Origin of the sequence: Calothrix sp. NIES-2098, assembly GCF_963875125.1 — a bacterium.
Classification (GTDB): domain Bacteria; phylum Cyanobacteriota; class Cyanobacteriia; order Cyanobacteriales; family Nostocaceae; genus Aulosira.
Genome location: NZ_CAWNKJ010000001.1, coordinates 8,265,619 through 8,284,641, shown reverse-complemented (window position 1 = coordinate 8,284,641; position 19,023 = coordinate 8,265,619). Strand labels below are relative to the sequence as shown.

Below are 19,023 nucleotides of genomic sequence, written 5' to 3'. Positions count from 1 at the left end.
GTTACCAGTAATCAGTACATAGATTACTGATTACTGGGTAATACTATTCAATTATATTTAATAGAAAATTTTGATTATTTGAGTTATACAAGAAAACGTCATTGTGAGCAAAGCAATCACAAGTATTTATCCAAACTTGATATTACACGCATCTCAAAAGTGAATTATTGAAATTTTATTTAATTTATTAAGTTAGCTTGCAATTTTTGTTAAATTTGACTTAAACAGACTTTTACAACTTCTTCATTGTTTGTTTATTCACCATTTCTTGCAATTGCCGCAGTATTCCCTAGACTTTCCAAATGAGAACTGAGGCATGGAACACAGTATATTCCTAGATATTTTATCTAGCCTGCAAAGATTATTTGTTGGTTACATTCCAGCCGCTATTTTAGGTAGTTTCATCGGCTACGTAATCAGTATAAATAACACAATTTATCAGCTATTTAAGCGGATATTTCAAATCCCTCATAGTATCCCTCCTATAGCCTTACTACCAATTGCGCTCATTTTATTTAAGGATAGTGAAGCCGCAGCCGTGGTTGTAATTTTCATTGGCACACTCTGGTCAATGATTGTGAATACTGCAATAGGAATGCGGCATTTTTACAGACAAAATAATAACTTTCGAGCAGCAATATTTCATATATTTCATGCTTTAAAAGTAGGCATTTGGGTAGCATGGTTTACAGTTATTGCTACAGAAATGTTAATCGGGCCAAAAGGGCTTGGCTTACTAGCCTGGGATGCTTATAAAATTGGCAACACTAATTACATCGTCCAGGCAATACTTTACATTGGTGTTATCGGCAGTTTACTCGATCAGCTTTTAGACATTAGTGGCTATCTTCTGGTGCAAATTGTCTCAGGTAACAGATCTGCTTAACAATTACATAATTATCCATCAAACTATCCCCATATTGGGATAGCTAGATATTCCAGCAAGGTGTTTAGAGTCTGTAGCGCTAGATGATGCTAGTGGCAAGTTTACAAATCAAATAGGAGTGCATATAGTAGTGCCTATATGTAAGGAAACTTACCATTAGTTGTAATAACGCTATGTTAATTAATGAATTAAGAGATATTAATTGTATTATTTTTCCTGACTGGTCTAATTTAGAAACAGCGATCGCAGAAGATTTGATAGATGTTCTCAGAACTCTTTGCGCACATCCAAATAGACAAGATATCACATTACTAATTGATAGTCAAAGTTTATCGACTGAACTACAGGATAGTGCTAACTCCTTGCTTTTTGAGATAGCTCTGAAACTGAGTTTAGAAGAGGCTGTTTTTGAAGATCTGAATGTAGGGCTTACGGGTCAATTAACCACACAAGAATGGTCTGTAATTAAATCGCTAATTAACTTTCGTATTCCTATAAAAAACGAGGATCGCTACATTATCCAGCAACCAGAAATTGCACAAATTCCTCTATGTAATTTGTCAGAAATTTGCCAGCACACTGTTTATGAAGCTGCTCGGCTAGAATCTTGGCGCAGATGGGGTGACTATTTTGCAGATAGTGAATCACCCGACAATGCTATTCCTTATTACACATATTATTTATCCAGTTGTCCGCACCAGATTGACTATTATCTAAAACTCAGTAATGTTTTGTCTAAAACTGGTCAGATACAAGCGGCTATCGAAATATTACAGAATGGAATTACCAATTGTCCTCAAGCAGAAGAAATCTATTTCTGGATGATTATTAGCCTCAAGCAAAGCCACAAGTATTTGGAAGCTCGGAATTTTGCACAGCAGGCTACGGAAAAGTTTCCTGAAAACTATGTATTTAAGATGTTAAGCCATCTGATGTTGCCAGAAATTTATCATACTCCTGAGGAGATTGATACTTATAGGAAAGAGTTTCAGGATAGGCTAGAAAAACTTACTCAAGAACTAACTCTAAATAGCCTTGATGAACAGAAAAAAGCCTTAATAGGAATCAGCCATCATACCAACTTTTTTCTGGCATATCAGGGAAAGAATGATGTATTTCTACAGCAGCAATATGGACAACTAGTTCACAAAACTATGGCGGCAAATTATCCGCATTGGGTTCAAGAGCGTCCGATTTCTGCTATTAGCAATAATCGGCGCATTAAAGTTGGCTATCTTTCCTATTTTTTATGTGGCTGGAGTGGCACAGTTTTATTCTTGAACTGGCTAAAATATGCAGACAATCAAAAATTTGAAATTTATTCCTATCATATAGGTCATCAAATTGATGCGGCTACTCAATTATTTCAGTCCTATAGTGCAAAGTTTTATCATTTGCCAAATAGTTTAGAACAGGTTTGCCAACAAGTTATTGATGACCAACTTGATGTGTTAATTTTTCCAGAAATCGGAATGGATGCTACAACACTATGTATTGCTGGACTGCGTTTAGCACCAATCCAATGTATGGCTTGGGGACAACCTGTTACTTCTGGATTGCCTACCATTGACTACTTTTTATCGAGCGAACTGATGGAACCTATGAATGGGCAAGAGCATTACACAGAAAACCTTGTGCGTTTGCCCGGTGTTGGAATTTCCTATCCTACTATTAAAGTTGACGCAGTTCGCCGCCAGCGATCATTTTTTGGATTGCGAGAAGATGCTATTGTCTACATCTCTAGTCAAGCTGCCTATAAATATTTACCGCAACACGATCGCATTTATGCAGAAATCGCTCGTCAAGTTCCCAATGCTCAGTTTATGTTTCTCCGTCAAGGAATTCCTCAAGAACGCCTCAAACGTGCATTCGCATCTGTTGGCTTAGACAGTCAAGACTATTGTGTATTTTCTCCGGTTTTACCCCGTGAGGATTACTTTGACTTGCTTTCTTTAACAGACATCTATTTAGATACATTAGACTGGGCAGGTGGAAACACAACACTAGATGCGATTGCTTGTCACTTACCGATTGTCACTTGTCCGGGTGAGTTGATGCGTGGGCGTCACTCCTATGGTTTCTTGCAAGCTATCGGTGTCACAGACACAATTGCAGATGATACTCAGCAATATATTCAAATTGCAGTTAGATTAGCGGTAGATTCTGATTGGCGATACTCAGTTCGTCAAGCTCTTAAACGTTCAATCAACGTTCTTTTTGACAATCCTACTGCTACTCAGAACTTAGAAACATTTTTGCAGCAGGCGATCGCTTTAAGAAAATAAAGCAATTTCAACCCCGATTTTCCTGTAATTAAGTTTAAAATTTTGTAGAGACGTTATATTTAACGTCCCTACACTCAGGGCTGTAAAGAATTAGGCAGCGGGATAACCAGCAGCAGCTAACGCTTCCTTAATAACGGTTTCCGAAGCTTGAGTCTCTACACTCACAAGCTTAGTTTTCGGATCTGCCTGAATATTAGCATTGGCATCGACTGCTTTCAGTGCATTGGTAATATTGTTTGCACAAGCCGAACAAGCCATGTTAGGAACTGTGAGTTTAAGTGTCATAAGTTTAAGATATCAAAGGAAAAACCGATCAAGACCAAGCTTGATACCATTGCTGCATTTGCTGAATTTCAGCAGTTTGCGATTTGATGATAGCTTGAGCAAGGTCACGAATTTGTGAGTGAGTAGCTCTATTGAAAGCCATTTGCGACATCATCACAGCTATTTGATGATGGGGAACCATCTGACGGATAAATTCTTTGTCGAAATCAGTGGCATTTTTCAATGACTCCAGATTCATATTCATAGCCATCATGCCTGAATGCATAAACCCCTGTCCCCTACCGTGGTGCATTCCCATTCCCATACCATTCATAGAATTAGCAGGAACATCAGTGCCGTACCACTGTTTGTACCAGGCTTTCATCTGCTCGATTTCTTTGGTCTGATCTGCTTTAATCGCTGCTGCCAATTTTTTAATTTCCGGATGTTTCGCTTTTTGCAAAGCTAGATCCGCCATTTCGACCGCATCTTGATGGTGAGGAATCATCATTTCGATGAAATGCGCATCCATCTCTTGTCTCCCACGCATCTGCTGTGACATGGTGTTGTTCGCACAAGGAGGAGATGTCAATGAAGGTTTTGGTTGAGCGTTGGCGCTATAAATAATCGATCCGCTTGTAATGGCGCTACCAGCAAGTAAACCTAAAAGTCCATAAACTACTGGTTTGCTAATCATATTCTTGCTCCTTTTGCCAAAGGAACGATCGCTGTTGGGGCTTCTCTGTTCAAAATCAGAAAGATTTTTGGCTGAGATTTACCTTAACTTCATCCTAAAATCTCTACCCCACTGGAGAGTCAAGGGTGTATTACAAATTTTTTGCTAAATTTAAAATTTGTTTACAAGCTTTGTCTGGCTGCTATTTTCAGGTAACATCACGTACTACAAAATTCTTGTCAACCGATCAAAAGTTATGTTATGAAGGTTATATCACCTGTTGTTTTCCCCCCAAACCTGGGAAACCACAGCTATTGAGACGCGGCTGCTGAACCCAAGTCTCCTAACCTCTTCAATACCAAAAGTCTTTTTTAAGACTTCTCAGGAATTTTCATGCAGCCAAAAAATCTTCAACGTCTCTTGCGTGCTTTATCGCGTCAAGGTTTGGATGTTAGCTATAGCAATAGAACTTATTCTGTCCGCTTAAATAATTATCCGGATGCACCAGTAGCAGAAGTCCTACTACCTGAAGGCTTCCCTGTAGAAGCTAAAGCACTGAAGCAGTTAGCAAATCTTGCTAGCGTTCGCCATCCAGCTGGGGGATGTGTTTGCCGTGCCTGTGCTACGCCTGACTTTCACCCTGGTGATGCGGGTGTTGCCATTGGTTCAGTTGTGGAAACTGTCGGTCAAGTCATTCCTGGTGCTGTCGGTTCTGATATTAATTGTGGGATGCGTCTCCATGTTGCCGATTTAACTATCGATGAATTTCTCGCCAAACGAGATTTATTTGTCGAACGCATGAAAGGAGATTACTTCTTCGGCACGCGTGATGTGACAATGACAGCTCGTGCAATGCGCGCATTGTTTCAATATGGGGTTCCCGGTTGGTTGGATGTCATGCTGGATAAACCTACGGGGAGTGTAGTTAAATCTGATGTGCAACAACTAGCCGAAGAAAGCGATCGCATCTTCTTAGGTGGTTCAATGGATGGTAACTGGCAACTTGCACCCGCAGAATTAGTTCCCGATGATGGGCTGGTACGCGATGGCGGACTAGCAACTATTGGTTCTGGGAATCATTTTGTTGAAGTACAACGGGTGGATAAAGTTGAAAATCGCGCACTTGCTCATGCTTGGGGTGTGCGTGAAGGACAGTTAGCTTTTATGATTCACTCTGGTTCGCGGAATGTGGGTAAGTACATCGGAGGAATGTGGCGAGATAGAGCAAAAGCAACTTGGCCCAAAGGTTTGAAATATCCCGAATCTCAGATTTTTCCCATTTCTACTGCTTCTCATCCCGAATTAGTCGCCAGTTACTTAGAAGCTGAAGCAACTGCTGCTAACTATGGTTTTATCAACCGGCTACTGTTAGCAGAACTACTACGCCTGCGTTTGCGGGAAGTTTACGGTGATGTGGAAGCACCTCTAGTTTATGACTTACCACATAACATTACTTTGCCCGAAGGTCAGGGTTGGGTAACGCGCAAAGGTGCTTGTCCAGCTTATGCAGAGCAACCTGTGATTATTCCAGGTTCAATGGGTGCTTACTCTTACTTAATGGTAGGGAAAGGCAATCCTGCATTTTGCAATTCTGCATCGCATGGTGCGGGGAGAGTAAAGTCGCGTTTTGACCTCAACCGCAAAGGTGCATCTCAAAGTGAAGCTGAACTGGGATTAACTGGAGTTGACTGCATTACCTTACGAGAAGAACGCCGCATTGAGGAAGCACCAGCCGCCTATAAACCGATTCAATCTGTGATTGATGTTCAGGTTGAGGCCGATATGGTGGGTGTAGTGGCGCGGTTGAGTCCCGTGTTGACTTTTAAAGCATAGACAATCAGTTTTAATGTAGCACTTTTCAACCTATAAACAAAAAGCCCCCAGTAATTACCGGGGGCGTTCATCTTTATTCCCACTAAAGAGGATCGCATTTCTGAGGCTCGGATTAAAGCTCTTTATGCAATTAACGCATCAAAATAACACAATAATTGCATTATATGGATAAATCGGTTAATTGCAATACAACTTTTGCATAGGAAAAAGACAAATAATCCTGAGCGTTAAGTACGGGGAGTAGTACTCGATCGCTAAAGTTGTAGCCCCTGTTTTAGATGGATTCAAGCGAAATCTTATAAGAACTGCTGTGCTAACCACAGCTAAATGTTATGATTTCCCGCAAACGACACTTCATATCGTATGAACGGGATCGGATGTGTGACTCTTTTGCTGCTATTGATACTCAATTTCTCAGTAGCGCTTCCGGCTGCTGCATCTGTATGCCGAAACTACAATGGACATCATGTATGCATTCTCAGCATCCAACGCAGCGCTAAAAATTACTGGGAATACAAAGCTTCTTTTAGTGTTGATGATGTAAAAACACCCATTGAAGTTTATAACTGTCGCTCTAGAGTGAAGATTCAAAAAAATGGGACTGTTGTACCGTTTGGCGACAAAGACCCAGGTGAACTGATATGCAATTTCTTCAAGAAGTAGCTTTCATCTCTTCTGCGCGGTAAACACACCCCAAATGACAAAGACTGTAAAGCCTAAATATGCAGATACAGTGAGCCATTCTTGCCAGTTACTAACTAATCTCAGTGGTGGGGTATCAAATAGAAATATGTTTATCATGAGCGATCGCACACAAAGCTTAACTAGCAATCGATTGTAAAACGTTGGGGGATGGATTTCCCTGGCGTTTGCTGCAATGCGAAAAATACATTAAATAAGGGCGCAAAGCTTTGCACCCCTACATTTTTGTAATCTGTTTATTACAGATCTACTGGCGTACCCCAACGAAACCAGCTTGCTCAATAGCCTGTTGTCCTTGGTCGGTCAATAAAAGATTTGTATAAGCATCACCAGCTTTCTGTTCTTCACCTTTGTTCTGTTTAATAATCACAAACAAATTAGTGGTGATGGGATAGCTACCATTCTTGATCGCTTCAGTATTTATCTGATTGCGTTGACGCGGACACTGTTCAGGTGATACTAAAGGTTCTCGGTATGGAGAAACGAAATCAGTAGCAGTACGACCTAGTGGCAAAGGTTTCACGCTACATTGAGGTACAACTGCACGGGCAGAAGCGTAATATATACCACCGGGAGTTTTGCTGAGTTGGCGTAATGCATCTGTAGTTGAGTAAACATACTTAACATTAGAGCCAAGTGCTTGTTTCTTCAAATCACTATTGCTAGAGAAAATGATTGTGTCTGCATTCTCTGGTCGTTGAGAAAAAGGAGTGATTGGTAGATTTGGCCCCCCTACCTGATTCCAGTTAGTCAAGTGTCCCAAATATATCTGCTGTAATTGGTCAACTGTTAAACCAGGTAGTTTCAGCGATGGATTAACTACAACTGCTATTCCATCAATACCAACCTGACGTTGTGCAAGTGTAAAACCTTGCTGTTTCGCAATAGCTTGTTCTTCATCTGTGAGAGGACGAGAAGACTGAACAAAGTCCAATTTTCCCTCAAGCAACATCCGAATACCTGAGCTAGAACCGGGGCTACTATTAACAGGGTCTAGGTAGCGCAACTTAAGTTCAGGGCGAGCGCTCAGGATTTGCGAATCTACTACTTGTCGAATAGGTGCCCAAGCTGTGCTACCACCATAATTGAATGAGTCGGTTGGAACATCAGCAAGCGACCCAAAGGTGGATGCAGCATTAGAAGTGGGTTTTAAAGCTTGGTTAGAAGAATCAGCGTTATTGCGAGACGCTAACTCAGGCTTGAGCAACCACCAAAGCAGCCCGCCAATCACCATAATTGTTAGGACTTTGCCAATAATTAAACCTCTAAGAAAGATGGCAACGTCTCCCTTAATCAAAGCTTTTCCTTGGTTTGTGTTATCCATATTATGAATGTTTCTGATTTACATTGAGCCTACAAAAATCACTGGTTTGAATAATCAAAGCACCCTGTAATTATTAGTTTATGACTCATACATTGAGATTTAATCTGCTATTTTGTAGTTTTTATTAACCTTTATCAATTACTGGTTTATCCACATAAGTAGAATGTGAGTCAACAAACTTTTCTATAAATGTATTTATTGGAGTAGGTTGATTTGGCGGCGATACACTCATGCGCAAAAATGTATATATTAAAACTAGAATTAATCCACTAGTAATAATTCCCAGACCCATCCCCAGTAGCAAAATAAATTTCTTATAAACTCGTAAAGATTCATGTTCGGCATTGTCATATTTAGCACTAGATTCCGAGTACTGTGGTAACGCCATATCGGGAATCAGTGCTTGCAAAGCTTCTGCTGCGGATTGGTAGCGCTGGTTATGGCGTTCGCGAACCATTTTGTCTAAAACATCTGCTAGGCGATCGCTTACCTGCGCCTTGTCACGCCAGATAACTTCTCCAGTATCGGGATCTTCTTGTAATTGCTCAGGCATTAAACCTGTCAAAGCTTGAATCCCAATCATTCCTACTGCATAAATATCGCTGCTCAGTCTTGGCTTTCCTTTAGCTTGTTCGCTTGGCATATAGCCAGGAGTGCCCACAGAAATTGTCAGGGTAGCTCCCCTAATACCTACTTTTTTAATACTGCCAAAATCAATCAGCACAATCTTGCGATCGGAGTGCCGCCGCATGATATTTTGCGGCTTAATATCGCGGTGAATAATGTTGTGTTGGTGAACGAAGACCAACACTTCCAAGATATCTTTTAATAAATTAAAGACTACTTCTTCTCTTAGAGGTTTACCTCGGACAATTTCTTGAGTTAAGTCATAACCGTCAATAAATTCTTGAACTAAATAGAAATCCCCATCTTCATGAAAATGAGCAAATAATGTCGGAATTTGGTTATGGTTGTTGCCTAGCTCATATAAACTTTCTGCTTCGCGATCGAAGAGGTTTTTGGCAATCGGTACAACAGCAGGATGAGGATGTTTAGGATAAAAATGCTTGACAACACAATGAGGTTGCCCTGGTAAATCTAGATCGATAGCTAAGTATGTATCGCCAGATCCCCCCCTAGCTAGGAGTTTGACAATCTGAAAGCGATTTTTCAATATTTTTTTACTTAAAGGAGATTCCTGATCGCTCAGTGTTTTGTCTGATAGCAAGTAAGTAATACCACCAGATACTCTAGTCTTTAACTTTGACACAGTATCGTAGCGATACCGGAGTGTTTTTTTAATGCGAGGGTACTGACGCATTTGGCGTATCTACCTACTAAATTGCTAACAAGTTATAGTTTTGTTGTAGAGCCTGCTTGAGGTTCTGCCTTATCATCTGCTTAGTTGCTTGATATTTATTTTCTAAAATTTTTCCAAGCTTGGTATTAGTGTTCGCCTAATTCTAAGATTGGTGACATGGTTAAATTATTTGATTTATATAGGTATTTAAACCGAGAAAATGTATGAGGTTATTTTACCAAAAACTTACATCACGATGTAATTTTTTGGACTGATTAATTAATATCTTGGCAAGATTAGAGTTATAAATGCCAAGTTTCAAAAGCTTGTGGCAAACACACTTCCATATAACATACTCCTACACTGCCTTTCAGTGAGGCTGCTTGGGTATGAAGTTAATGCGATCGCATCATCATATTATGTAACTCTTGAGGATGGAGTACGTAGAAGCTATGCTTCTTTGCGGTAGATATTGGCTGGTTCCACAGCTAAATTTCTAGCGGATCGGCAACGGATTTACAATATATCTAGCCACGACAAGACAAAGTAGAGAAATTTGATGACTATTAATTTGCCAAAAAATATAGCTAATGACTCATCCAAACTTAACTATTCAGTATTAGTAGAAGCCAAAGAAGGCGGATATCAAGCAACAGTTTGGGGTTTACCAGACTGTCAGGTATTTGCACCAACGCGCGAAGAAGCGCTATATAATTTGCACGAACTTGTGAATAATCGATTACAAAATGTAGAAATTATTGTTCAAGAAATAGAAGCACCAAAAACCGAGCATCCTTGGATGAAATTTGCAGGTATGTTTAAGGACGATCCAATGTTCGATGAGGTTTTGGCATATATTGATGAATATCGTCGAGAACTTGATGCAGAAATGGCAGAAAATTCTCGCAAATTTGATGCAGAAGAGAGAACAGAAGCGTGAGTTTGTGGATATTGGATACGGATTGTGTCTCGCTTTTTCAAAATGGACACCCTATTGTTAGTAATCGTATTGGTACAACGTCTCCTGAAAACTTAGCCGTGACAATTATTACATTTGAAGAACAGGTTCGTGGAAGATTTAATGTAATTAGGCAAGCTGATTCTTTGGATAAATTGGTAATAGCATACTCCCGGCTGCAAGCGACATATAATTACTTTCTCAGTATTAATTTACTTCCCTTTAGCCAAAAAGCTGCTAATTGCTATGTAGAATTGCTGCGTCAAAAAATCCGTATTGGTACGCAAGATTTAAGAATAGCGTCAATTGCAATTTCTCATGATGCTATTTTGGTAACGCGGAACGATCGCGATTTTTCTTGCGTACCTGGGTTGCGGTTTGAAGATTGGACGCTGGGAAATTAGCGCGATTGCACGAAATTATCTTGGTAACACAAACCGCCTCACTCAGTACTACGGATAAAAAAACCCCCAAGGCGGGGGTCGGGTAGTTATTCGCGTGGAGTGAACAACTACTTACTATTACTTAGAGTAGATACAACAATCCGAAAAGAATAATCCAAATCACGTCCACAAAGTGCCAGTAAATTTCCGCAGCTTCAATACCGAAGTGATGTTCGCTACTATAATGACCCGGACGGCGCGATCGCCACAATACAGCTAGAATCGCCAAAACGCCAAGGGTAACGTGCAAACCGTGAAAGCCAGTCAAAACATAAAATGCACTGGCAAATAAATTGGTAGTTAAACCAAATTCTAGATGGGTGTATTCATATACTTGACCTACCAAGAAAATAGCACCCATTGCGGCAGTAATTGCCAACCAAGTACGGGCACCGCTTGTATTATTCTTTTTGATCGCAGTGTCAGCATTGTGCATGACAAAGCTACTAGCAATTAGATTGACGGTGTTAACTCCAGGTAGTAATAGTTCTAATTCTGGCGTGCCAGCGGGCGGCCATACAGGTAAGGTAGAACGGAAAGCTAAATAAGCTCCGAACAAACCCATAAAAATCATCCCCTCAGCAATTAGGAAGACAATTAGCCCAAACAACCGATGGTCTGGATGTCCTTCATGAGCATGGGCGGCTTCCGCACTGTGGTGATGATTCAGTTCTGTTTGTGCTGTGTCAATAGTTTGACTTTGCATGAATCTTGAGTGTTAGAGGATAGGTGAGAGTTAGGTGTGGGGAGTGTGGGGAGTGTGGGGAGTGTGGGGAGTTTTCTTCCCCATCTCCCGATTTTCCCCATCCCCAATGCCCTACGCTTATTCTTTTTCAGCAGTGATTGATGGATATGGCTCGTCAGGTTCGGCTCTTAATACCGAGTTCACACCAGCAGACAAAACTGGATTGGGGTCTGATAGGGGTACACCTTCTTTAGCCCTTTCCAAGCCGTAGTCATAGGGGCCTGTAGCCAGTACTGGGAGTTCATCAAAATTCTCGATCGCTGGCGGTGAAGTAGTCATCCACTCTAAGGTTAGTCCCCGCCAAGGATTATTACCAGCTTTTTCTCCGTACAACCAACTCCAAATTGCGTTGATGATAAAGGGAAATGTCGAAACTGCAAGTATATAAGCACCGTAAGTGCAGATTTCGTTCAAAAACGTGAATTTAGGGTCATATTGGGCGACACGGCGGTTCATACCCATCATCCCTAACTTATGCATCGGTAAGAACGCCATATTCAAACCGACAATGGTCAAGACAAAATGAACCTTACCCCAAAATTCATTAATCATCCGCCCTGTCATTTTGGGAAACCAGTGGTACATCGCCGCATAAATGCCCAGCACGCTACCACCAAACAGGACGTAATGTAGGTGTGCGACTACAAAATAAGTGTCGTGGACGTGAATATCAAAGGGTACAGCTGCCAACATGACGCCGCTAATCCCGCCAATCACAAAGGTGCCGACAAACCCCATTGCAAACAACATGGCAGTATTGAGTTGGATTTTACCGCCCCACATTGTTCCCAACCAGCTGAAAATCTTAATTCCTGTAGGTACGGCAATGATCATGGTGGTGATCATAAAGAACATCCGCAACCAGCCAGGGATACCGCTGGTAAACATATGGTGCGCCCAAACAATTAGCCCTAAAAAGCTGATAGCTAAACTGGAGTAAGCGATCGCTTTATAGCCAAAAATCGGCTTGCGAGAATGAACCGGGATCACCTCAGAAATTGCCCCGAAGAAAGGCAAAATCATGATATAAACCGCTGGGTGCGAGTAAAACCAGAACATATGCTGGTAGACAACCGGATCGCCACCCCCAGTTGGGTTAAAGAAAGTCGTGCCGGCGAATAAGTCAAAAGCCAGCAGAATTAAACCCGCAGCTAACACTGGCGTTGATACCAACACCAGCGCTGAGGTGGCAAATATTGACCAACAGAACAAGGGCATTTGATGGAAACCCATGCCTGGGGTACGCATTCTGAGGATAGTAACGAGGAAATTAAGTGCGCCCAGAATTGATGATGTCCCTAATACCAAGACACTCATAATCCAAATGCCCTCACCTACTTGACCTGTTACCAAGCTCAAGGGAGGGTAAGAAGTCCAACCTGCATCTGGTGCGTCTCCTACCACTAAACTAGCGATTAGCAGCAAACCAGCAGGCGGGATCATCCAAAAGGCCACAGCATTTAGTTTGGGGAATGCCATATCCTTAGCCCCAATCATGAGGGGAATCAGGTAGTTAGCAAACCCCGTACCAGCTGGCACAATCCACAAGAAAATCATGATTGTGGCGTGCAGCGTAAATAAACTGTTGTAGACTTCCGGCGTCACAAAATCTACTTCTGGGGTACGTAGTTCTGTACGCACTAAGTCAGCTAAAACGCCGCCTATACAGTAAAAAATGAAGGTAGTAACTAGGTATTGAATGCCAATTACCTTATGGTCGGTATTAAAGGTAAAGTAATCTTGCCATTTTCTCTCCCCTGGTTCTTCAATCCGGGCAGGAATATTGGCAGTTTCTTGTATTTGAGCTTGGGTCATAGGGTTTTTTGTCCTTTGTCCTTTGTCATTTGTCCTTTGTCATTTATTTGATGACTAATGACCCTTCGGGTTCACCAGTTGCTCATGGGGGAAACCCCCAAGACCGCACTGGTTCACCAATGACTAATGACCAATGACTAATGATGAGCAGGGTGAACTTGATTGAGTACTTCAGGTTTAATTCCCATATCCTTTGTGTAGGGAGCCAGGAATTCATGAGGGGATAGATCGGCTGGGTTCAGAGCAACGGCTTGATTCAGCGTTTCACGGCTAGCTACTTGCTGCTCTTGCATCCATGTGTCGAAATTTTCTTGGCTTTGTACAACCACTTGTGTTCTCATTGCACCGTGGTAAGGGCCACAAAGTTCAGCACAGATCAGAGCATAATCACCTTCTTTGTTGGGTGTGAAGCGGATCTCGCTCTGTCTACCAGGGATAACATCTTGCTTCAAGCGAAACTCTGGCACCCAGAAAGCGTGGATGACATCATTGGCTGTCATATTGACTTGTACTTCACGCCCAATGGGAACGTGGAGTTCGCCTGTGGTTACGCCTGTTTCTGGATAGGTAAAAATCCAGGCGTACTGAAGACCGGTGACGTTAATTGCCAATGCTGGGGGTTTCCCGGCTTTGTCTGGAGTTCCCCCAATGGTGGGAGAAACAATCCCGATCCCCGGAGCGTTTTGTTTTTGCGGAATTTGGTCAGCATTGCGGACTGCGGCGGTAGCTGGGTCTTGCATCGCCTCATCAGATTTTTGCTGATTGAGATTGGGTTCTGTGCTGGGAGGCGTATCGTTTAATGTTGCGGCAATAGCTGCCCCAGGCATATTCATCGACATATTTTGAGTAATTGGGGCTTCATGTACAGCATGGGGATCGAAGCCACCAATTTCGTTGTAGACATCAAAACTGTATACAGAAATACCAATAACTATAATCGCTGGGATCGCCGTCCAGAGTATTTCTAGAGGTACGTTACCTTCCACCGGTAGCCCGTCTTCATTGTCACCAGGTCGCCGCCGATATTTAATAGCAGCGTAAATCAAAACACCTTCAACAATTAGAAATATGCCTGTGGAGACAATCATCATTGTGTTAAACAAACCATCAACTAAGACGGCTTCATCAGAGGCTGCTGTTGGCAACAGACCGTGATTTTGACCGTACCAAAGGCTGACTAGCGTTAGCACAATGCCAATGAGTAATGTCCAGATCGAACTTGGAATTTTCACGGCTTACTTGAATGAATTTACTACGTTATCTCAAAGCTGCACACTTACTAAGGTAGTGCAGTCCATCAATTCTGGGCTATTAAGGTCTGAAATTTTTATTAATTTTTTAGGCTACATAAATATTTTTGAGTAAAAGAGTTTTATCAGATATTGCCAAGGATAGATGTGAATCATGGGAAAAATTTAAGAATAAATTTAGATAGTAAACTTTATTGCAATCAAATAACTCTCAACAACTTGAAAAATACCTAAAGCTTTTGGCAAAAAGTACCAAGAGCGATCCAAAGTGTAGGTGAAAAGTATAACTGAAAGCTAATCTATCAACTCTAGTCGTATACGCTAGGGTGGAGATGAGTCGTGACTGACAAACTAATAATTTTAAGTAGCTCTACTCAAGAGTGGGCAGAAGGTATCGTTCATGAACGAATTTGTCCTACAACAACAAAATGAAGCAGCAGATTCCAAACCACCAGAAATGATTCGGCGTTTGGTTTGGAAGATCTGCATCGCCACCTTAATTTTGATGGCAATAGGCAGTGCTACGCGAGTGATGAACGCAGGACTTGCTTGCCCAGACTGGCCTTTGTGTTATGGAGAATTAGTGCCAGCCAAGCAAATGAATTTCCAAGTATTTTTGGAATGGTTTCATAGATTGGACGCAGCTTTGATTGGTGTCAGCGCGATCGCACTTGTTGGTCTATCTTGGTGGTATCGTCGTGCTTTACCTCAATGGTTGCCTTGGGCTTCCACATTTGCCCTGTTTTTAATCGTCTTCCAAGGCATCTTGGGAGGTCTCACCGTCACCGAACTGTTACGGTTTGATATTGTCACTGCCCATTTAGGAACAGCGCTGTTATTTTTTATCACCTTACTGATTATCGGTACAGCACTCACCCCTTACCAAGGTACTGGCAACGTTGGCAATTTACCTTGGTTGGGTTTATCAGCCGCTATTTTGGTTTACCTACAAAGTCTACTAGGTGCCTTGGTAGGGTCTCGCTGGGCACTTCACCAGTGTTTGGGTACATCCCAACTTTGTACGGTGATGTACAGCCATATCTTTGGCTTAGTACCCCCCACAGTCGCAACCTTGGCAGTAGTCTTGATATCTTGGCAAAGACCAGCACTGCATCCAGCTTTGCGACGACTGGCAAATATGGCAGGTGGCTTGCTGCTACTGCAAATTCTCTTGGGCGTTGCCACTTTTAAATTACGCCTACAAGTCGAGCCGCTTACCGTCACTCACCAAGCTGTAGGCGCAGCTTTACTCGGTACTTTGGTAGCTTTCACCGTCCTAGCATTACGCGACTGGTTTGCTAGCCGCGAACCCAACACATACCCTGTGGCTGTAACCGTCCCTGCCACCAACACACCAGCGAATGGATCGCATTGAATATTGGGCATAGGGCAAACAAGGAGTGTGGGAGGATAAGGAAAATGGGGGAGAGCTAAGTGGATTCGCTTCTCCCCACACTCCCCACACTCCCCACACTCCCCCCTCTCCCCTCCACCCTCCCTTAGCCTCAGTGGCGATTCGGTATGAGCAAGGGCTGTACATAACTTGTTGAAAAATCAGGAAATAGAGCCAAAATGATTGAGACTAATGTCTCTCGCCACCACGAGACATTTCTACAGGTAATTCAAAGTTACTACCAGCTAACTAAGCCGCGGATTATTCCGTTGCTGTTAATTACCACTGCTGGCAGTATGTGGATTGCTGCTAAGGGACAAGTAGATTTAGTGCTGTTGCTAGTAACTATGACTGGCGGCACTTTGGCTGCTGCTAGTGCCCAAGCAATTAACTGTATCTACGATCGCGATATTGATTATGAAATGGAACGGACGCGCCATCGTCCGATTCCTTCCGGTAAGGTACAGCCCAGAGGCGCTTTGATTTTTGCGATCGCTCTGGCTATGATTTCTTTTACCTTACTGACAGTTTTCGCCAACCTCCTCGCCGCCCTCCTGGCTTTCGCTGGCATAGTGTATTATGTTGTAGTTTATACCCACTGGCTCAAACGCCATACTACCCAGAATATTGTAATTGGTGGGGCAGCTGGGGCAATTCCGGCATTAGTAGGTTGGGCTGCTGTTACAGGTACGTTAAACTGGGGAGCATGGGTTATTTTTGCCAGCGTCTTTCTCTGGACACCGCCTCATTTTTGGGCTTTAGCATTGATGATTCGCGATGACTACGCCAAGGTGGGAATCCCCATGCTGCCTTTGGTTGTAGGCGATCCCGCCACAGTGAAGCAAATTTGGTACTATACTTTGGCAACAGTAGCTACCACACTGTTACTGGTTTATCCGTTACACGACAGTGGCATTGTTTATGGAGCGATCGCTCTTGGTTTAGGTGCTGTATTCATTCACAAAGCTTGGCGCTTACTACAAAACCCAGAGGATCGGACGATTGCCAGACAGCTATTTCTCTATTCCATTTCTTACATGATGCTGTTGTGTCTGGGGATGGTAGTTGATAGCCTCCCGATTACCCATCATCTAATAAATGCCGTAGCAAGTCAGCTGCATTTAATTAGCCAGATGTAGAGATGTAGGACAGAAATTATTGCGATCGCGTTGTCTAGTGTTGAAAGCGCGATCGCCTTAATTTTTAGCCTGAATATTACTACCTTAAGCCTGAATTAGACGATCTTAAGTCTCGATCGGACGGCATTAAGCGTTAATGTTACGCGATCTTGCACGATCGTGACGACACTAAGCGTTAATGTTACGCGATCTTGCATGATAATGAGGGCATTAAGCGTTAATGTTACGCGATCTTGCATGATGATGAGGGCATTAAGCGTTAATGTTACGCGATCTTGCATGATGATGAGGGCATTAAGCGTTAGTGTTACGCGATCTTGCATGATGATGACGACTCATGCCTGAATGTGGTGATCGCTCATTAAACAGTAATCTTCCGTGCGATCGCACCATGAGTCAATCTAATTGATTCCGGCTGTTTTTGATAAAATATTAAACATCTAATAAATTGTGGAAATTGACCGAAAATACCCCCATACAGCGCAATCACCTGTTTATGGAGCTATTTCAACAATTACACGCCGTTTTATAGCTAATAACTCTAAAATTTAACTATTGTAAAGGGAATATAGTAATTATATTCAGTCTCAAAAATAGAAATGTTGACAGATTACATCAATACAGCAATGCACAAAGCAACTTATGAGTTGCTGGAAGATAGAACTTTTTATAGTGAAATTCCTGAGTGTCCAGGTGTGTGGGCAAATGCTGCGACACTAGAAGCTTGCCGGGATGATTTACAAGAGGCTCTGGAAGGGTGGATCGTTTTAGGATTACGTTTGGGTCATACTCTACCGATACTTGACGGAATTAACCTGAATGTCCAGAAAGAGGTTGCCTAATGCCACCTTTTGGAGCAATCAATCGGCAAAATCTAATTCGTTATCTCAAAGATGCAGGATTTGATGGGCCTTATTCAGGTGGGAAACATCAGTACATGCTAAAAGGTGAATTTAAGCTAACAATTCCTAACCCGCATCAGGGAGAGCGCAAGCTTACTTAATAGAATATTACGTCAAGCTAATCTCAGTAGAGAAGATTGGGAAGCACTATAAGTCAACTGCCCCATCCTCGCCTTATAGATGCTATAAATTATCGCGATCGCATTGCCAAGTGTTGAAAGCGCGACCGCATCTAGAAATTTAAGACATCAGTTGCTAAAAATTTTAAATTATCAGATATTTTCAGTTAAAAGCCTACTATTCCGGCATTACCGATTCAAAAGTACTACTCAATACTGTTAAACCTTCTACCACACTCCTCATTTGTTCTTCTGGTAGGTTAGTTAAAACAGAGGCAATTCTGGCACTCGTCAAGGTGCGAATTTGTTGCAGATGATACTTGCCTGCCTCCGTTAAATTAAGTAGCACATGACGACGCTCTTGGGGATTTTCTACTCGACTGACCAAATTTTTGTTTACGAGACGGTCTGTAAGATTTGAAGCTGTAGCTCTAGTTACACCTAAGTGTTCCGCCACTTGGGAAAGAGAAGCGCTTGGGTGACGGTCAAGGAAAGCCAACGCTCGAAATTGCGGTACTGAAAGTGATTCTGGCAGAAAAGCAGCATTGCGCCGCATCTCTGTGCGAAAGAACTTAATGATGGTCGGAATTGTTTCCATCATTTTGGCAGCGCATTGTTCCGGGGTTATTTCGGGAGCTAGTTGTTTGGGAATCATACAATTTTAGATTTGGGATTTTGCGAAGAGTTGAGGCGATCGCGCAACTGAGTACCAAATCCGGTTTAAATATCCCGATTTGCTAAAGTTGTCAGGACAAAGCGGGGTAGTAAATGCGGGTTTGGTAGGAGTTTTTGCGTCAAAACCTTTATTTGTCAGGCTTTGACTCCTCTTACTCAGTCTACCTAAGCGACTCTGTAAAAACCTGATGGTTTATGCATTAGATAGCAGGAAGCTTCTTGTAAGTTTTTGGCAGACTCTACCATAAATGGTTCTAGAGATAGATGTTTGGCTAACAGTTAGCATAGCTAATTAATTTTAGCTAATATTAAGT

At 42.2% G+C, this 19,023-nt stretch carries 19 protein-coding genes; 11 read left to right on the top strand and 8 right to left on the bottom strand.

Translation table 11 applies throughout. The features are described from left to right. The first annotated feature begins 316 nt into the window (after positions 1–316). Positions 317–886 carry a nitrate transporter gene (locus AACU33_RS34850; RefSeq protein ID WP_096594808.1) on the top strand — a complete coding sequence of 190 codons (570 nt, stop codon included), beginning with the start codon at positions 317–319 and terminating at the stop codon, positions 884–886. Between the two features lie 173 nt (positions 887–1,059). Beyond that, complete coding sequence (locus tag AACU33_RS34845) at positions 1,060–3,171, top strand: O-linked N-acetylglucosamine transferase, SPINDLY family protein (protein WP_096594807.1); 2,112 nt, start codon at positions 1,060–1,062, stop codon at positions 3,169–3,171. A 90-nt stretch (positions 3,172–3,261) separates the two neighbouring features. On the opposite strand, the gene AACU33_RS34840 is transcribed toward AACU33_RS34845, so the two are convergent. Further along, the gene (locus AACU33_RS34840; RefSeq protein WP_096594806.1) at positions 3,262–3,456 is read right to left on the bottom strand and encodes a heavy-metal-associated domain-containing protein; all 195 of its coding nucleotides are present in this window, start codon (positions 3,454–3,456) and stop codon (positions 3,262–3,264) included. A 28-nt stretch (positions 3,457–3,484) separates the two neighbouring features. After that, a complete protein-coding gene (locus tag AACU33_RS34835) occupies positions 3,485–4,132 on the bottom strand; it encodes a DUF305 domain-containing protein (RefSeq protein ID WP_096594805.1) in 648 nt (215 codons plus the stop codon). A 372-nt stretch (positions 4,133–4,504) separates the two neighbouring features. Here AACU33_RS34835 and AACU33_RS34830 point away from each other — a divergent pair, with 372 nt between their 5' ends. The 3 genes from AACU33_RS34830 (at position 4,505) to AACU33_RS34820 (ending at position 6,785) form a co-directional block, all read left to right on the top strand. Next, positions 4,505–5,944 (top strand): RtcB family protein, encoded by a 1,440-nt coding sequence (locus AACU33_RS34830; protein ID WP_096594804.1) that lies wholly within the window; start codon positions 4,505–4,507, stop codon positions 5,942–5,944. A gap of 363 nt (positions 5,945–6,307) precedes the next feature. Then, complete coding sequence (locus AACU33_RS34825; RefSeq protein WP_096594803.1) at positions 6,308–6,607, top strand: hypothetical protein; 300 nt, start codon at positions 6,308–6,310, stop codon at positions 6,605–6,607. 34 nt (positions 6,608–6,641) lie between these two features. After that, on the top strand, positions 6,642–6,785 hold the full coding sequence (locus tag AACU33_RS34820; RefSeq protein WP_339376452.1) for a hypothetical protein: 144 nt from the start codon (positions 6,642–6,644) through the stop codon (positions 6,783–6,785). Between the two features lie 108 nt (positions 6,786–6,893). Here AACU33_RS34820 and AACU33_RS34815 read toward each other — a convergent pair whose 3' ends face one another. Together AACU33_RS34815 and AACU33_RS34810 are read right to left on the bottom strand one after the other, a co-directional pair. Then, positions 6,894–7,970 (bottom strand): PstS family phosphate ABC transporter substrate-binding protein, encoded by a 1,077-nt coding sequence (locus AACU33_RS34815; protein ID WP_096594802.1) that lies wholly within the window; start codon positions 7,968–7,970, stop codon positions 6,894–6,896. A 124-nt stretch (positions 7,971–8,094) separates the two neighbouring features. Continuing rightward, positions 8,095–9,291: a serine/threonine-protein kinase gene (locus AACU33_RS34810; RefSeq protein ID WP_096594801.1), complete on the bottom strand. Its 1,197-nt coding sequence runs from the start codon at positions 9,289–9,291 to the stop codon at positions 8,095–8,097. A 538-nt stretch (positions 9,292–9,829) separates the two neighbouring features. Between AACU33_RS34810 and AACU33_RS34805 the strand changes: the two genes are divergently transcribed. Together AACU33_RS34805 and AACU33_RS34800 are read left to right on the top strand one after the other, a co-directional pair. Next, the gene (locus AACU33_RS34805) at positions 9,830–10,210 is read left to right on the top strand and encodes a type II toxin-antitoxin system HicB family antitoxin (protein ID WP_096594800.1); all 381 of its coding nucleotides are present in this window, start codon (positions 9,830–9,832) and stop codon (positions 10,208–10,210) included. Further along, the gene (locus tag AACU33_RS34800; protein ID WP_096594799.1) at positions 10,207–10,632 is read left to right on the top strand and encodes a type II toxin-antitoxin system VapC family toxin; all 426 of its coding nucleotides are present in this window, start codon (positions 10,207–10,209) and stop codon (positions 10,630–10,632) included. The genes AACU33_RS34805 and AACU33_RS34800 overlap by 4 nt, the downstream gene beginning before the upstream one ends. A 121-nt stretch (positions 10,633–10,753) precedes the next feature. On the opposite strand, the gene AACU33_RS34795 is transcribed toward AACU33_RS34800, so the two are convergent. The 3 genes from AACU33_RS34795 to AACU33_RS34785 form a co-directional block, all read right to left on the bottom strand. Beyond that, positions 10,754–11,377 (bottom strand): cytochrome c oxidase subunit 3, encoded by a 624-nt coding sequence (locus AACU33_RS34795; RefSeq protein ID WP_096594798.1) that lies wholly within the window; start codon positions 11,375–11,377, stop codon positions 10,754–10,756. Between the two features lie 117 nt (positions 11,378–11,494). Next, positions 11,495–13,231 (bottom strand): cytochrome c oxidase subunit I, encoded by a 1,737-nt coding sequence (ctaD, locus tag AACU33_RS34790; protein ID WP_096594797.1) that lies wholly within the window; start codon positions 13,229–13,231, stop codon positions 11,495–11,497. A gap of 137 nt (positions 13,232–13,368) precedes the next feature. Beyond that, the gene (locus AACU33_RS34785) at positions 13,369–14,463 is read right to left on the bottom strand and encodes a cytochrome c oxidase subunit II (protein ID WP_096594796.1); all 1,095 of its coding nucleotides are present in this window, start codon (positions 14,461–14,463) and stop codon (positions 13,369–13,371) included. 418 nt (positions 14,464–14,881) lie between these two features. On the opposite strand from AACU33_RS34785, the gene AACU33_RS34780 reads away from it, so the two are divergent. The 4 genes from AACU33_RS34780 to AACU33_RS34765 all read left to right on the top strand — a co-directional run bounded on the left by AACU33_RS34780 (position 14,882) and on the right by AACU33_RS34765 (position 18,016). Further along, a complete protein-coding gene (locus AACU33_RS34780) occupies positions 14,882–15,856 on the top strand; it encodes a COX15/CtaA family protein (RefSeq protein WP_096594795.1) in 975 nt (324 codons plus the stop codon). A gap of 197 nt (positions 15,857–16,053) precedes the next feature. After that, on the top strand, positions 16,054–17,013 hold the full coding sequence (locus AACU33_RS34775) for a heme o synthase (protein WP_096594794.1): 960 nt from the start codon (positions 16,054–16,056) through the stop codon (positions 17,011–17,013). Between the two features lie 599 nt (positions 17,014–17,612). Further along, complete coding sequence (locus tag AACU33_RS34770) at positions 17,613–17,855, top strand: type II toxin-antitoxin system HicB family antitoxin (RefSeq protein WP_096594792.1); 243 nt, start codon at positions 17,613–17,615, stop codon at positions 17,853–17,855. Next, positions 17,855–18,016, top strand: coding sequence for a hypothetical protein (locus AACU33_RS34765; RefSeq protein WP_339376450.1), 162 nt, complete (start codon positions 17,855–17,857; stop codon positions 18,014–18,016). The genes AACU33_RS34770 and AACU33_RS34765 overlap by 1 nt, the downstream gene beginning before the upstream one ends. A 196-nt stretch (positions 18,017–18,212) precedes the next feature. Here the strand turns inward: AACU33_RS34765 and AACU33_RS34760 are convergent, their stop codons facing one another. Further along, on the bottom strand, positions 18,213–18,689 hold the full coding sequence (locus AACU33_RS34760) for a MarR family winged helix-turn-helix transcriptional regulator (RefSeq protein ID WP_096594791.1): 477 nt from the start codon (positions 18,687–18,689) through the stop codon (positions 18,213–18,215). Between the last annotated feature and the right edge of the window lie 334 nt (positions 18,690–19,023).

Excerpts from the sequence above, each read along its gene's own strand:
- AACU33_RS34840 (WP_096594806.1), bottom strand. The coding sequence starts at position 3,456 with ATGACACTTAAACTCACAGTTCCTAACATGGCTTGTTCGGCTTGTGCA.
- ctaD (WP_096594797.1), bottom strand. The coding sequence starts at position 13,231 with ATGACCCAAGCTCAAATACAAGAAACTGCCAATATTCCTGCCCGGATT.
- AACU33_RS34815 (WP_096594802.1), bottom strand. The coding sequence starts at position 7,970 with ATGGATAACACAAACCAAGGAAAAGCTTTGATTAAGGGAGACGTTGCC.
- AACU33_RS34780 (WP_096594795.1), top strand. The coding sequence starts at position 14,882 with ATGAACGAATTTGTCCTACAACAACAAAATGAAGCAGCAGATTCCAAA.
- AACU33_RS34795 (WP_096594798.1), bottom strand. The coding sequence starts at position 11,377 with ATGCAAAGTCAAACTATTGACACAGCACAAACAGAACTGAATCATCAC.
- AACU33_RS34850 (WP_096594808.1), top strand. The coding sequence starts at position 317 with ATGGAACACAGTATATTCCTAGATATTTTATCTAGCCTGCAAAGATTA.
- AACU33_RS34765 (WP_339376450.1), top strand. The coding sequence starts at position 17,855 with ATGCCACCTTTTGGAGCAATCAATCGGCAAAATCTAATTCGTTATCTC.
- AACU33_RS34805 (WP_096594800.1), top strand. The coding sequence starts at position 9,830 with ATGACTATTAATTTGCCAAAAAATATAGCTAATGACTCATCCAAACTT.
- AACU33_RS34830 (WP_096594804.1), top strand. The coding sequence starts at position 4,505 with ATGCAGCCAAAAAATCTTCAACGTCTCTTGCGTGCTTTATCGCGTCAA.
- AACU33_RS34835 (WP_096594805.1), bottom strand. The coding sequence starts at position 4,132 with ATGATTAGCAAACCAGTAGTTTATGGACTTTTAGGTTTACTTGCTGGT.
- AACU33_RS34810 (WP_096594801.1), bottom strand. The coding sequence starts at position 9,291 with ATGCGTCAGTACCCTCGCATTAAAAAAACACTCCGGTATCGCTACGAT.
- AACU33_RS34820 (WP_339376452.1), top strand. The coding sequence starts at position 6,642 with ATGACAAAGACTGTAAAGCCTAAATATGCAGATACAGTGAGCCATTCT.
- AACU33_RS34770 (WP_096594792.1), top strand. The coding sequence starts at position 17,613 with ATGTTGACAGATTACATCAATACAGCAATGCACAAAGCAACTTATGAG.
- AACU33_RS34760 (WP_096594791.1), bottom strand. The coding sequence starts at position 18,689 with ATGATTCCCAAACAACTAGCTCCCGAAATAACCCCGGAACAATGCGCT.
- AACU33_RS34825 (WP_096594803.1), top strand. The coding sequence starts at position 6,308 with ATGAACGGGATCGGATGTGTGACTCTTTTGCTGCTATTGATACTCAAT.
- AACU33_RS34845 (WP_096594807.1), top strand. The coding sequence starts at position 1,060 with ATGTTAATTAATGAATTAAGAGATATTAATTGTATTATTTTTCCTGAC.
- AACU33_RS34775 (WP_096594794.1), top strand. The coding sequence starts at position 16,054 with ATGATTGAGACTAATGTCTCTCGCCACCACGAGACATTTCTACAGGTA.